Origin of the sequence: Puniceibacterium confluentis, from assembly GCF_007923445.1 — a bacterium.
GTDB classification, from domain to species: Bacteria; Pseudomonadota; Alphaproteobacteria; order Rhodobacterales; family Rhodobacteraceae; genus Puniceibacterium; species Puniceibacterium confluentis.
Genome location: NZ_VOJI01000009.1, coordinates 14,739 through 27,514, shown reverse-complemented (window position 1 = coordinate 27,514; position 12,776 = coordinate 14,739). Strand labels below are relative to the sequence as shown.

Sequence of the window (12,776 nt, the reverse complement as noted above, 5' to 3'; positions counted from 1 at the left end):
AGATCTTGTCCGAAGCTTTGAAAACCGCCTTCTGGGACCGCATCGAAGACGTTCAGGCCGGCCTGCTGAGCGCCGGCAGCACCCGCGCCGTGCCGATGTCGCCCTATGCGCGCCGCGACGACAACGCGATCTGGTTCATCGCGGCGCAGGGCACCGAGCTGGCCGCCGCCGCCAGATCCAGCGCCGAGGCATCGTTCTTTGTCGCGGATCCCAAAGCGAACCTTTACGCCACCATTGACGGTCAGGTCAGCGAAGTGAACGATCCCGCCAAACTGGACGAGTTGTGGAACGCCGTCGCGGCCGCCTGGTTCGAGTTCGAGGATGGCAAGCAGGACGATGACATCCGGCTGATCCGACTGACCCCCGTCAAAGCCGAGGTCTGGGCAACGACTGGCGCCGCCGGATTCGTCTATGAGCTGGTCAAATCGCGGATGACCGACGAAAAGCCCGACATGGGCGAACATGGTGTGGTAACTTTTGCCTGATCCAGTCGCGCGTCATCACCGGCGCAGCGATACCCCCGATGATGCCCCGCACCAGAAAACTCCGGAGATTGCCATGAATGCCATCCGCTGCGCCGCCCTCGCCCTTTGCCTTGTTGCCCCGTCGCTGGGTGTGGCGGAGGAAGTCGGTGAAATCGGCGTCGACTGGATCGGCAACGATATCGTCGTCGAGGCAATCTCCGATCCGGAGGTACAGGGCGTGACCTGCCATATCGCCTATTTCGACCGTTCGGTGATCGACCGGCTGTCGAACGGCAACTGGTTCGAGGATCCGTCCAACGCCTCGATCGCCTGCCGTCAGACCGGTCCGATCACGATCGGCGATATCGAACGGGACGAAGACGGCGAAGACGTGTTCCGCACCTCGCGCTCGATCATTCTCAAGACGTTGCGGGTCAAACGGTTGTTCGACGAGAAAAATCAGACATTGATCTACGTTGCCCATGCCGCCGAACTGACCAACGGTTCTGCCAAAGTCTCGATCTCGACGGTGCCGCTATACGGTGCGAATGTGTCAAACTGATCAGCGGCCGCCCCCATCCGCGTGCCCGCGCCCCCAGGGTCCGGGTTCGCGCAAGCAGCCTGACGGCCCGGGATACCCTGAGAGGCCCGGGATACCCTGAGAGGATTGCGCGTTGCCGCCACGCTCCGGACGCCACGCCTCCCCCTGGCTGAAAATGTCTGCTAGGACCGGTGCAGCAACAGACCGCGACACACACAGGCAAACGTGCAGGAGCCCCCATGGAAAACAAACGCATCCTTCTGGTTGGCGCCCCCGTCGACAGTGGCAAGACCCGGCTCGGCTGTCTCATGGGGCCGGACGCCTTCCGCACCGCGCGGCTGGCGGGCGCCCTGCGCGACCTTGGCCATGAGGTCAGTGATCTGGGCAATGTGGCACCGGATTGCCCGGACGTTGCGCCACGCCCGGGGCTGCATTCCCTGCCCGAAACGATCGGCTGGACCTCTGCGCTCAGCCGGGCGGCCCAAGAGGCGATCCGCCGGGGCATGCCGATCTTTCTGGGCGGGGACCACGCGCTGTCGCTGGGCACGGTGCACGGTGTCGCCGCCCATGCCGCCGCCAGCGGCCAGCCGCAATTTGTGCTCTGGCTCGACGCGCACAGCGATTTTCACACACTTCAGACCACGGATTCGGGAAACCTGCACGGCACGCCGCTGGGCTATCTGACCGGACGGCCGGGCTTCGACGGCTTTCCGGCGGTGCCCCACCCGATTCCCGAGCAGAATGTCTGCATCATCGGATTGCGCTCGGTCGATGCCGCCGAACGCGCGATGCTGGAGGCGACGCAGATCCGCCGCCATGACATGCGTGACATCGATGAAAACGGCATCGCCAAACTTCTGGGGGCGTTTCTGGACACGGTGGCCGCCGCCAACGGCGCGCTGCACGTCTCGCTGGACGTGGATTTTCTTGACCCGTCGGTTGCTCCGGCCGTCGGCACCACGGTACCGGGCGGCGCCACCGTACGCGAAGCGCATCTGGTGATGGAAATGCTGCATGACAGCGGACTGATGACCTCGCTCGATCTGGTCGAGCTCAATCCGATGCTCGACGAACGCGGCCGCACGGCACAGCTGATGGTGGATCTTGCGGCTTCGGCGCTTGGTCGCCGGGTGTTTGACCGGCCGACCCCCCGCTCGCTCTAGCCCGACGGTGGCCGCGCCGGACACCGCGCGGCCAACCAGCCTCTGCGACCGGTCGCGTGGCAGCCACCGGGTTACAGTGCGGCCAGTCCGTCGCGAAACCGGCGCATGTTGCGCTGGTAGCCAAGTGCGGATTTGCGCAGCCCCTCGATGGCCGCTTCGTCCAGAGGGCGTACCACCTTGCCCGGCACCCCCATCACCAGCGATCCGTCGGGAATCTCCTTGCCCTCGGTGATCAGCGCGCCGGCGCCAATGAGGCAGTTGCGGCCGATCTTCGCACCATTGAGGATCGTGGCGCCCATCCCGATGAGAGAGTTGTCGCCGATCACGCAGCCGTGCAACATCGCCTTGTGGCCGATCGTGCACCCCGCGCCGATCACCAGCGGAAACCCCATATCGGTGTGACAGACCGTATTTTCCTGCACATTGCTGCCGGCGCCGACATGGATCACCTCGTTGTCGCCGCGCAGGGTGCAGCCGAACCAGACCGATGCCCCCGACGCGATCACCACCTTGCCGATGACATGCGCCCCCGGAGCGATCCAGCTGTCGACGGCAACCTCGGGCGCATGCCCGTCCAGACTGTAACAGGTCATGACTGTCCCTCCTCGAATTCGTCCTGGAGCCTGCGCACATGGGCATTCAGGTCCGGTTGCTGGCTGCGCCGCAGACGCGCGGCGGTCACAATGCTTTTCAGGTGCGCCTCGGTCACGTCCAGATCGTCGTTCACCAGCACAAAGTCATACCCGTCCCAATGGCTGATCTCGTCCCAGCTTTTCTGCATCCGCCGGGCAATCGTCTCTTCGGTGTCCTGACCGCGGGCAATGAGGCGGCGGCGCAGTTCGAGGATCGAGGGCGGCAGCAGAAAGATCGACAGCGTGTGCAACCCCAAATCCGAATTGCGGATCTGTTGCGCACCCTGCCAGTCGATGTCGAACAGCACATCCTGACCGGCGCTGATGGCGTCGCGCACCGGCGCCTTGGGCGAACCGTAGAAATTGCCGAACACATGCGCATGTTCCAGCATCCCGCCGCCCGAAACCTGCTTCTTGAAGCTGGCATCGGACATGAAGTGGTAATCCGATCCATCGACTTCGCCGGTGCGGGGCGCGCGGGTGGTGGCCGAAACCGAAAAGACGATCCTGTCGTCCCAGGCCCGCAACCGACGTGCCAGAGTGGATTTCCCCGCACCCGACGGCGAGGACAAGATGATCAGAAGGCCGCGACGGTTGCTCATGGTCTACTCCACATTCTGTACCTGTTCGCGCATCTGATCAATCACCGTCTTCAACGCCAGCCCCACCTGTGTCAGGGCAACGGACTGCGCCTTGGAACACAGGGTGTTGGCCTCACGGTTGAACTCCTGCATCAGGAAATCAAGCTTGCGTCCCACCGGCCCGGTCTGCGCCAGCAGATCCCGCGCCGCCTGGACATGCGCGCGCAAGCGGTCAAGTTCTTCGGTGACATCCGCCTTGACGGCGATGATCGCCAGTTCCTGCGCCACGCGCTGCGGATCGACACCATCGGTGTTCCCGAGCACCCGGGCCAGAGCAAGGCGCAGTTTCTCTGCCTGCTCGTCGCGCCGCGCCGCAGATTGGTCCGCTGCCTGGCTGACCAGTGCCGCGATCTCGTCGAGCTGCGAGGTCATGATTGTCTGCAACGCGGCCCCCTCGGCCCCGCGCATCGCGATGAAATCGTCCAGCACGCCGGTGAATTCCTGCAACAGCATCGCGCAGAGCGCCTTGGTATCGGTCTCGGCCGCCGGTCCGTCCAGAATGCCGCGCAACCCGACGATCTGCGCCGCCGTCGACGGTGCAAGCGACAATCCCAGCGACATCGCCTGGGCTTCGATCCGCGCCATCGCGTCCAGCACCGTGGCAAGGTGATCGTCGCTGAGCTCGAGCGCACTGTCGTCGCCCGCGCCTTGTACCCGCAATGACACCGTGATGTTGCCGCGTACCACCGCCTTGGTCGCGGCAGCGCGCAACCCAGCCTCGAGCCCCTCGATCCAGTCCGGCACGCGGAACCGCAGATCCAGCCCCTTGCCGTTGACGCCACGAATGTCCCAGGTCCATCTCAGGCCGTCCAGCCCGCCCGCCGAGCCCGCAAATCCTGTCATTGATTGCCGCATGATCACCTCCGGGCTTTCCCCTATTGGACCCCCCGCCACAAAGCAAGCACCGGACCGGAGCCATTAACCAGTTGGTTCAAATTGAGAAGAAATATGAAACAGCTTCCGGTATTAATACTTCAGTAAGGTTTGTGCAGGCATTTGGTTAACAACCGTTAACCGCAACGATGCCTGACTCGTTTCAGGAGCGTGCAGATGTTTGGCGTCACTCGTGATCAGATAAATGTGGTGTCTATGATGGGCCATGAACAGGATCGTCGCAATTTACCCCTCCGCGAGGTGGACTCCTACTGGCATGCGCTCTGTGGCAACGGAGTCATCCCGTCGCGCAGTCAGGTGGACCCGCGCGGCATCGAAGGCGCGCTGGAATTTGCCTTTCTGGCCGAGCGGATCGCGCCGGGCATGGCCAAGATCCGGGTTGCCGGGTCGCACCTGTCCGATGTGATGGGCATGGAAACTTCCGGCATGCCGCTCAGCAGCCTGTTTGCCCCGGCTGCGCGGGACATGCTGTCCGACGCCCTCACCCGGGTGTTTGCGGAGCCGGCCATTCTCAGAACCGGGCTGCTGGGCGAGGACGGGTTCGGCAAGCCGTCGCTGGACGGCCAGTTGCTGCTGATGCCGCTGCGCTCGGACATGGGGGATGTCAGCCGCGCGCTGGGATGTCTGGTCACGCGCGGGCGCATCGGGCGGGCACCGCGACGGTTCCTGCTTGATGGCATGAACATCGAACCGGTGTTTGCCGGCAAGGCAAAATTCGTCCGGCGAAGTGTAAGCCAACAACGCGATGCCATCCAGGAGCCGCGTTCATCGGACACTGGCGCCGCCCGTCAGTTCAATGAACCGGCAACGCCCTTTGTCGCCGCACCGCCCAGGAGGTCGCGCCCGGAATTGCGGATAGTTGTGTCAAACGACGATTGAGACGCCGCAACCGCAGGTTTAGGGCCGCCGCACGCCGTCGCGGCGGGCCCTTGTCGTTTCAAGCCCCGGATTACTCGGCCGCCAGAAGACTGCGGTTGTGATCGTCGATCACATCGCGAAAATCCGACATGGAATTGGCGTAGGCCAGGATCGCCCGCAGCATGCCTTCCTTTGACCCGCAGTCGTACCGCTGACCGCTGAACCGAAAGCCACTGAGGCCGACGCGGGGCGTGGCACGCGAGATGGCATCGGTCAGCTGGATTTCCCCGCCGGTCCCCGGTTTCTGATCGCGCAGATCCTCGAAAATCGAGCCGTCCAGAATATAACGGCCAACAACTGCCTGCCGGGACGGTGCATCGCTCGGCTCCGGCTTTTCCACCATGCCGTCCGCCCAGAGAACCCTTTCGTCGCGTCCGGTCACCGAGAGAATGCCATAGCTTTTCACCGCCTCGGCATCGACCTGCATCGTGGCGACCATGTGCCCTGCCCCGCCACGACCGTAGGCGGCGATCATCTCGGACAGACAGCCGGTTTCGCCCAGGATCAGATCATCCGGCAGGATCACCGCCACCGGGCCCGGAAGCACATCGTCAGCGGCGCAGAGAACCGCGTGACCCAGCCCAAGCGGCTGATCCTGCATCACAAACCGAACATCAATTTCCCCGGGATCCAGGGCATCGGCAGCCAGACCACGGGCCAGCTCGGTCTTGCCCTTGGCGCAGAGCTGTGCGTCCAGGTCCGCGTCGTGCGTCACATACCGCTCGATTGCCGATTTCGCGGGGTGACTGACAAAGATCATCCGCTCGATTCCGGCCATGCGGGCCTCGTCGATGGCAAATTGGATCAGCGGTCGGTCGAGGACCGGCAAAAGCTCTTTCGGGGTCGCCTTCGTCGCCGGCAGGAAACGTGTTCCCAGCCCGGCAACGGGAAAGATCGCGGTACGCACAGGCAAAGGTGTTTCGGCTTCTTTCAGTTCCATGTGGTCAGGTCTCCTATCGAGAGTTTCACTCCGCGCCATCGCCGCAGCGCAGCATTAAGGTCAATGTATGTGAACCAACGCGTCTGTCAAAGCGGGCGTTCCGCAGCCGGAACGCGCCCGGTAGCTCAGAGTTCCTTACCCATTTAATTTTCGAATACTTACAGAGCCTTAAAGGAAAACTCGCCATTTTCGGACGAAATGGCCCGCGTCGTCACGGATTGCCAAAACCCCTTTCATCCGGGCGATTTTCTGCATGAAACCTGCCGGATTGCGGCGGTTGCGCCTGTTGTCAGGGCGAAAAACAGCGAAATATGCTTAACATTTAGTCATCGGGCGTCTGGCGCCGGGTGACGCGGCAAACACCTCCATGCCATGCTGGTCAGAATGCAGCGGCCCCCTAGCTACAAGGGTGTCGGTGGTATCAGATAGGCGGTGCTTCGGCCCGCGCCGAAAAAGGGAAAATATGAATCAGAACGATTTGGACACGTCATTGTCCCGAAAATCCGACGCTGTTTCCGTGCGTGTGCATGCCAGGCCTTATGGGCGGATCGCGGTCCTGGGGATGGGCAGCTGGGGCACGGCTCTGGCGATGGTTGCGGCGACGGCCGGGCGCGATGTACGGCTTTGGGGACGGCGCAAGCAGTTGAGCGACGCGGTGCAGGCAACCCGGATCAACGCGGAATACCTGCCTGATGTCCCGCTGCACGACCGGATTTCGGTCACCAGTGACCTGTCCGCTGCACTGGAGGACGCCGAGGCTGTCCTGATCGTCACACCGTCCCGCACCCTGCGCGCGCTTTGCACCGCGATCCGGCCGTTTCTGGCCAAGGGCGTTCCGCTGGCGCTGTGCTGCAAGGGCATCGAACGCGGCACCGGCTTTCTGTTGTCACATGTGGTGTCCGAAGAACTGCCGGGTCATCCCGTCGGCGCCCTGTCCGGGCCAACCTTTGCCAAGGAAACCGCGCTGGGTCATCCGACCGCCGCGACGATCGCCTTTCCGTTCAGCTACGCCGACAGGCTGAATCCAGCGGAAAGCCCGGCGGCGCGTCTGGCCGTGTCGGTGTCCTCGGCGGCGTTCCGGCCCTATGTGTCGGACGATCCGGTCGGCGTCGAAATCGGCGGCGCGGTCAAGAACGTGATCGCCATCGCCTGTGGCATGATGACGGGTGCCGGCTTTGCCGAAAACACCCGCGCCGCGCTGATCACGCGCGGGATCGACGAGATGAAGTTTCTGGCTGAAGCGCTGGGAGGGAGACGGGAAACTGTCACCGGCCTCTCGGGCGCAGGCGACCTGACGCTCACCTGTTCCAGCATGACGTCGCGCAACATGTCGCTGGGCGTGCAGCTGGGCAAGGGCATTCCGCGCGCCAGATGCTTTGACGGCCGCAACGTGGTGGTCGAAGGCGAAGTGAACGCCGTGTCGGTTGTCGATCTGGCACATCATATCCGCGTGCGCATGCCGATCTGCGAAGCTGTCCATGCCATTCTTTACGAAGGCGCCGACCTCACCACCGCCTTTTCCGACCTCTGGGCGCGGCCCATCGAATCCGAACCCCGGGCGCTGGACATCGAACTGGCGCACCCGACAACATTGCGAGAGACCTGATGACCCAGAAAACCAGCCCGACCTCTGTGCCGATCAATGCCCGCAAATTCATACTGGCCACCGATCTGGACGGCACGTTTCTTGGCGGATCGGACCGCGACCGCAGGACGCTGTATTCCTGGATCGAAGCCAACCGCGACACCATCGGCCTGATCTTCGTCACCGGGCGCGACCCCAAGTTCATCGGAGAGTTATGCGACAGCGGCGTGCCCTGGCCGGAGTATGTGATCGGCGACGTCGGAACCACAATCGCCAGGGTCGCCAACCGGGTGATCGAGCCGATCGTGCCGCTGGAGGAAGACATCGCAACCCGTTGGGGCGATGCCGGAAATTCGGTGCGTACCGCGCTGCACCGGCACCCTGGCCTGACCCTGCAGCCCACCGACTTCCGCTACCGGGTCAGTTACGATCTGCATGCCGACAGCTTTGACCCGTCAGCGCATGACATCGTGCAACAGCTTGGGCATGACTCGCTGGTGTCGGACAACCGCTACTTTGACGTGCTGCCGCGCGGCGTCAGCAAGGGCCCGTCACTGAAGCGCCTGGTGGCGCATCTGGAAATTGCGCCCGAAACCGTCCTCGCGGCGGGTGATACGCTCAATGATCTGTCGATGTTGCAATGCGGCCTTCCGGCGGTGGCGGTGGGCGGATCGGAACCCGAGCTGATCGCACGCGTTCAGGATCTGAGCGAGGTCCACAAGGCGACCTCTGTCGGGGCGGCCGGCATTCTCGAAGCCGTGGCCCTCCGCAACATGCATCCAACCCCGAAAGGAGACTGACATGGCCAGCGATCTTGTGATCGTCTACCACCGCCAACCCTACGAAGAGGTGGAGGAAAACGGCAAAATCGTCTTCAGGGAAAACAAGAGCCCCAACGGAATCGTTCCGACGCTCAAAAGCTTTTTCGGTGCGGTGGACAATGCGGCATGGGTGGCCTGGAAACTCGCCGAGGACACCGCCAACCCGGGGTTCGAGCGTGTCGTCGAGATCGAGGACAGCTTTGGCAGCTATACAGTGTCGCGGCTGCCGCTGACCGAGGCGCAGGTCAAGAGCTTTTACCATGTCACGTCGAAAGAGGCATTCTGGCCAATTTTGCACGGCTTCAAGGAAAAGTATAACTACGACCCCGTGGACTGGCCGACCTTTCGCGAAGTGAACTGGGCCTTTGCCGAAGCCGCTGCCGCCGAAGCCGCCAAGGGCGCGTCGGTCTGGGTGCACGATTACAACCTGTGGCTGGTGCCGGGCTATCTGCGTCAGCTGCGCCCGGATGTGCGGATCTCGTTCTTTCACCACACGCCCTTCCCCTCGGCGGACATGTTCAACGTCCTGCCCTGGCGCGGAGAGATCATCGACAGCCTGCTGGCCTGTGACGTCGTCGGCTTTCACATCCCGCGTTATGCGGCCAACTTCGTGTCGGTCGTCCGCTCGCTGCGCGATGTCGGTCATGTGCCACGGATCAAGGTCGATCCCGATTTCATCTCGGAGGGGTCGGCGCTGAGTGACCGGACCGTGCCCACCGAAATCCACATGGACGATGGCAGCAACCACGTCGTGCGTCTGGGTACAACGCCGGTCGGCGTGAATACGCGTTACATCAACGAGGTGGCCGGGAACGACAAGACTGCTGAACGGGCCAGAGGCATCAAGACCGAACTGGGGGGCGCCCAGCTCATCCTGTCGGTGGGTCGGACCGACTATACCAAGGGCGGCGCCGATCAGCTGCTGGCGTTCGAGCGGCTGCTGGACCGCAAACCGGAGCTGATCGGCAATCTGCGCCTGCTGCACGTGTCGGTCAGCGCCAACCGCAACATGGTTGCCTACCGGGACATTCAGGAAGAGATCGAACAGATCGCCGGGCGGATCAACGGGCGGTTCGGCACCTTCACCTCGACGCCGGTGACGCTGATCTCGCGGGCGATTCCCTTCGAGACGCTGGTGGCCTATTACCGTGCTGCGGATGTTGCATGGATCACGCCCCTGGCGGACGGGATGAACCTTGTTGCCAAGGAATTTGCGGCCTCGCGCACCGACGGTGACGGGGTGCTCATCCTGTCGGAATTTGCGGGCGCCGCGATCGAACTCAGTTCGGCGGTGCTGACCAACCCCTACTCCAACCGGTCGATGGACCATGCCATCGAACTGGCGCTGAGCATGCCCGAGGAAGAGCGTCGCACCCGCATGTCGGAACTGCGGCGCATGGTTGACATCTATGACACCAAGGCCTGGGCCCGCGCGCAGCTCGCCCTGCTCTCGCCCAGGGATTTTGGTCACAACGATACGGCAGCCTGACGCGGGCCAACTTCAGGCGCAAAAAAGCCGACCCTGATACGGGGTCGGCTTTTTCAGGTCACAAAAGCTGGTTCAGCCGTTGGCGACTGCCGCATCGGTGCGGCGTGCGGTCAGTTCTTCGGCCACCAGGAAAGCAAGTTCCAGCGACTGGGATGCGTTGAGACGCGGATCGCACGCCGTGTGGTAGCGGTCGCTCAGATCCTCGTCGGTCACCGCGCGCACGCCGCCGGTGCATTCGGTCACATCGTCTCCGGTCATCTCGAAATGCACACCGCCGGGGATCGTGCCCTCGGAATTGTGCACTGCAAAGAAGTCGCGCACTTCGCGCAGCACCAGGTCAAAGGGCCGTGTCTTGTAGCCGGTCGAGCTCTTGATGGTGTTGCCGTGCATCGGATCGCAGACCCAGGTGACGTTTGCCCCCTCTTCGCGCACCGCCTTGAGCAGGCGCGGCAGGTTCTCGGCCACCTTGCCTGCACCAAAGCGTGCGATCAGCGTCAGCTTGCCGGCCTCGTTTTCCGGGTTCAGCTTGCTCATCAGCAGCTTGAGATCTTCGGCGGTTGTGGTCGGGCCGCATTTCAGACCCACGGGGTTGATCACCCCGCGGGCGAACTCCACATGTGCGCCGTCGGGCTGACGCGTGCGGTCCCCGATCCAGATCATGTGACCCGAACCCGCGATCCACTTGCCCGAAGTCGAATCCAGGCGGCATAGCGCCTCTTCATACTCCAGCAGCAGGGATTCATGACTGGTGTAGAAATCCACGGTCTTGAGGTTGTGGTTCGTCTCGCTTTCAAGCCCCGCCGCCTTCATGAAGTCGAGCGTGTCGGAAATCCGGTTCGCCATGTCGCGGTACTTCGCGGCCTTTTCACCTTCGGTAAAGCCCAGGGTCCAGGAATGCACTTCGTGGATGTCGGCATAACCACCGGTGGAAAACGCGCGCAGCAGGTTCAGGGTCGCCGCTGCCTGGGTATAGCCCTGAAGCATCTTTTTCGGATCGGGAATCCGCGCCTCGGCCGAGAACGGCAGTTCGTTGATGATGTCGCCACGGTAGCTGGGCAGTTCCACGCCGTTCACGGTCTCGGTCGGAGCGGACCGCGGTTTGGCGAACTGCCCGGCCATGCGGCCCACCTTGACCACCGGCACCTTGGCCCCGAAGGTCAGAACCATCGCCATTTGCAGCATCACCTTGAAGGTGTCGCGGATGCCATTGGCGCTGAACTGTTCAAAGGACTCGGCGCAGTCGCCGCCCTGCAGCAGGAACGCCTCGCCGCGAGACGCTGCGCCCAGAGATTTTTTCAGCTTGCGCGCCTCGCCCGCAAACACCAGGGGCGGATACTTGGCCAGCTGCGCCTCAACCGCGTGCAGGGCCTCTGCATCGGTATAATCGGGCATCTGTACCCGAGGCTTGTTGCGCCAGGTCGTTTTTTGCCACTCGGTCATCAGCTGTCTCCGGTCAGAAATAGGTCGCTCATATTCGCACGAGGTTCTATACAAAACCAACGCGGCGCTGGCCATACGTGAAATATTCCGCCCCGGCGCGTGCAGACCGGACCCGCGCCAGTGGCGAGAAACGACATCTCTTGACGCTTGCAGAGCCTTCTGTCCATCTGTCAGCAGTATGTAAAGCGACACCAGTGTCGATACAGGGAGCCCTCATGGAAGCGCAACGACAGCATATCGAGGTTGAATCCAGGGGCAAACCGCGCCGGTTTGTCTTTGTGCTGTTGCCGCGGTTCACGCTGCTGTGCTTTGCCGCCGCCCTGGACGCGCTGCGCATCGCCAACCGGATGGCAGACCAGCAGTTGTATACCTGGACGGTCACAGGTGAAGGCGGCGAAACCATCACCTGTTCGGCCGGCACCGAATTCAAACTTGAATGCGACCTGCCGGAACTGGCTCGGGACGACACGGTCATGCTCTGCGGTGGCATTGACGTGCAGTCGGCCACCACCAAGAAGCTGCTGAACTGGCTCCGCCGGGAATCGCGGCGCGGTCTCAAGGTCGGGGGGTTGTGCACGGCAAGCTATTCCCTGGCACGGGCCGGGTTGCTGGACGGCAAGAAGGCGACGATCCACTGGGAAAACCAGGACAGCTTTACCGAAGAGTTCGAGGAAGTGACGCTGACCAAGTCGGTCTTTGTGGTGGACGGCAACCGCATGAGCACGGCCGGGGGAACCTCGTCGATCGACCTCATGCTCAAGGTCATTGCCGACGACCACGGCGAAGAGCTTGCCAATGCCGTCGCGGATCAGCTGATCTACTCGTCGATCCGCACCGATCAGGACACCCAGCGCCTGTCGGTGCCGACCCGCATCGGCGTGCGCCATCCCAAGTTGAGCCAGGTGATCCACATGATGGAAAGCCACATCGAAGAGCCGATCAGCCCGGCCATTCTGGCCACCGAGGTCGGAATGTCGACCCGGCAGCTTGAACGGCTTTTCCGCCGCTACCTCAACCGCAGCCCGAAACGCTATTACATGGAGCTGCGGCTGCAAAAGGCGCGCAACCTGTTGATGCAGACCGACATGAGCGTCATCAATGTCGCCCTTGCCTGCGGGTTTGCCAGCCCCTCGCATTTCTCGAAATGTTACCGCGCACATTACGAAACCACGCCGTACCGCGAACGCGGATCCCATGCGTCACGGCTGTCGGTCTGACCCATAGGTGACTTTGCGGCAACCGTGCGCT

At 62.8% G+C, this 12,776-nt stretch carries 13 protein-coding genes; 8 read left to right on the top strand and 5 right to left on the bottom strand.

Annotated elements, in window-relative coordinates; translation table 11 throughout:
- The first annotated feature begins 5 nt into the window (after window positions 1-5).
- From FOY53_RS11540 to rocF, 3 genes are all read left to right on the top strand, one after another.
- Window positions 6-485 carry a pyridoxamine 5'-phosphate oxidase family protein gene (locus FOY53_RS11540; RefSeq protein WP_146588935.1) on the top strand — a complete coding sequence of 160 codons (480 nt, stop codon included), beginning with the start codon at window positions 6-8 and terminating at the stop codon, window positions 483-485.
- 73 nt (window positions 486-558) lie between these two features.
- Window positions 559-1,026: a CreA family protein gene (locus tag FOY53_RS11535; protein WP_146588933.1), complete on the top strand. Its 468-nt coding sequence runs from the start codon at window positions 559-561 to the stop codon at window positions 1,024-1,026.
- A gap of 218 nt (window positions 1,027-1,244) precedes the next feature.
- Window positions 1,245-2,168, top strand: a complete 924-nt coding sequence (gene rocF, locus FOY53_RS11530; protein WP_146588931.1) for an arginase — start codon at window positions 1,245-1,247, stop codon at window positions 2,166-2,168.
- A gap of 71 nt (window positions 2,169-2,239) precedes the next feature.
- Here rocF and FOY53_RS11525 read toward each other — a convergent pair whose 3' ends face one another.
- From FOY53_RS11525 to FOY53_RS11515, 3 genes are read right to left on the bottom strand one after another with little or no spacing between them, the layout of a single operon-like run.
- Window positions 2,240-2,761 carry a gamma carbonic anhydrase family protein gene (locus FOY53_RS11525; protein WP_146588929.1) on the bottom strand — a complete coding sequence of 174 codons (522 nt, stop codon included), beginning with the start codon at window positions 2,759-2,761 and terminating at the stop codon, window positions 2,240-2,242.
- Entirely contained in the window at window positions 2,758-3,402 is a 645-nt protein-coding gene (gene gmk / locus FOY53_RS11520) for a guanylate kinase (protein WP_146588927.1), read from the bottom strand. The genes FOY53_RS11525 and gmk overlap by 4 nt, the downstream gene beginning before the upstream one ends.
- Before the next feature lie 3 nt (window positions 3,403-3,405).
- Entirely contained in the window at window positions 3,406-4,284 is an 879-nt protein-coding gene (locus tag FOY53_RS11515) for a YicC/YloC family endoribonuclease (protein WP_246107367.1), read from the bottom strand.
- A 291-nt stretch (window positions 4,285-4,575) separates the two neighbouring features.
- Between FOY53_RS11515 and FOY53_RS11510 the strand changes: the two genes are divergently transcribed.
- Window positions 4,576-5,214, top strand: coding sequence for a PAS domain-containing protein (locus FOY53_RS11510; RefSeq protein WP_246107366.1), 639 nt, complete (start codon window positions 4,576-4,578; stop codon window positions 5,212-5,214).
- A gap of 70 nt (window positions 5,215-5,284) precedes the next feature.
- On the opposite strand, the gene FOY53_RS11505 is transcribed toward FOY53_RS11510, so the two are convergent.
- Window positions 5,285-6,193, bottom strand: coding sequence for a UTP--glucose-1-phosphate uridylyltransferase (locus tag FOY53_RS11505; protein WP_146588921.1), 909 nt, complete (start codon window positions 6,191-6,193; stop codon window positions 5,285-5,287).
- Between the two features lie 562 nt (window positions 6,194-6,755).
- On the opposite strand from FOY53_RS11505, the gene FOY53_RS11500 reads away from it, so the two are divergent.
- Genes FOY53_RS11500 through ggpS form a run of 3 tightly spaced genes read left to right on the top strand, consistent with a single transcriptional unit; the run spans window position 6,756 to window position 10,088 of the window.
- Complete coding sequence (locus FOY53_RS11500) at window positions 6,756-7,799, top strand: NAD(P)H-dependent glycerol-3-phosphate dehydrogenase (RefSeq protein ID WP_246107365.1); 1,044 nt, start codon at window positions 6,756-6,758, stop codon at window positions 7,797-7,799.
- Window positions 7,799-8,578 carry an HAD-IIB family hydrolase gene (locus tag FOY53_RS11495; protein WP_146588916.1) on the top strand — a complete coding sequence of 260 codons (780 nt, stop codon included), beginning with the start codon at window positions 7,799-7,801 and terminating at the stop codon, window positions 8,576-8,578. The genes FOY53_RS11500 and FOY53_RS11495 overlap by 1 nt, the downstream gene beginning before the upstream one ends.
- Window position 8,579: 1 nt before the next feature.
- Window positions 8,580-10,088, top strand: a complete 1,509-nt coding sequence (gene ggpS / locus FOY53_RS11490) for a glucosylglycerol-phosphate synthase (RefSeq protein WP_146588914.1) — start codon at window positions 8,580-8,582, stop codon at window positions 10,086-10,088.
- 72 nt (window positions 10,089-10,160) lie between these two features.
- On the opposite strand, the gene FOY53_RS11485 is transcribed toward ggpS, so the two are convergent.
- Window positions 10,161-11,528 carry a class II 3-deoxy-7-phosphoheptulonate synthase gene (locus FOY53_RS11485; RefSeq protein ID WP_146588912.1) on the bottom strand — a complete coding sequence of 456 codons (1,368 nt, stop codon included), beginning with the start codon at window positions 11,526-11,528 and terminating at the stop codon, window positions 10,161-10,163.
- 215 nt (window positions 11,529-11,743) lie between these two features.
- On the opposite strand from FOY53_RS11485, the gene FOY53_RS11480 reads away from it, so the two are divergent.
- On the top strand, window positions 11,744-12,745 hold the full coding sequence (locus tag FOY53_RS11480) for a GlxA family transcriptional regulator (protein WP_146588910.1): 1,002 nt from the start codon (window positions 11,744-11,746) through the stop codon (window positions 12,743-12,745).
- Window positions 12,746-12,776 lie beyond the last annotated feature (31 nt).

Bases quoted from the DNA above. Each gene is read 5' to 3' on its own strand.
- FOY53_RS11535 (WP_146588933.1), top strand. From the start codon at position 559: ATGAATGCCATCCGCTGCGCCGCCCTCGCCCTTTGCCTTGTTGCCCCG.
- rocF (WP_146588931.1), top strand. From the start codon at position 1,245: ATGGAAAACAAACGCATCCTTCTGGTTGGCGCCCCCGTCGACAGTGGC.
- FOY53_RS11525 (WP_146588929.1), bottom strand. From the start codon at position 2,761: ATGACCTGTTACAGTCTGGACGGGCATGCGCCCGAGGTTGCCGTCGAC.
- gmk (WP_146588927.1), bottom strand. From the start codon at position 3,402: ATGAGCAACCGTCGCGGCCTTCTGATCATCTTGTCCTCGCCGTCGGGT.
- FOY53_RS11515 (WP_246107367.1), bottom strand. From the start codon at position 4,284: ATGACAGGATTTGCGGGCTCGGCGGGCGGGCTGGACGGCCTGAGATGG.
- FOY53_RS11505 (WP_146588921.1), bottom strand. From the start codon at position 6,193: ATGGAACTGAAAGAAGCCGAAACACCTTTGCCTGTGCGTACCGCGATC.
- FOY53_RS11500 (WP_246107365.1), top strand. From the start codon at position 6,756: ATGGGCAGCTGGGGCACGGCTCTGGCGATGGTTGCGGCGACGGCCGGG.
- FOY53_RS11495 (WP_146588916.1), top strand. From the start codon at position 7,799: ATGACCCAGAAAACCAGCCCGACCTCTGTGCCGATCAATGCCCGCAAA.
- ggpS (WP_146588914.1), top strand. From the start codon at position 8,580: ATGGCCAGCGATCTTGTGATCGTCTACCACCGCCAACCCTACGAAGAG.
- FOY53_RS11485 (WP_146588912.1), bottom strand. From the start codon at position 11,528: ATGACCGAGTGGCAAAAAACGACCTGGCGCAACAAGCCTCGGGTACAG.
- FOY53_RS11480 (WP_146588910.1), top strand. From the start codon at position 11,744: ATGGAAGCGCAACGACAGCATATCGAGGTTGAATCCAGGGGCAAACCG.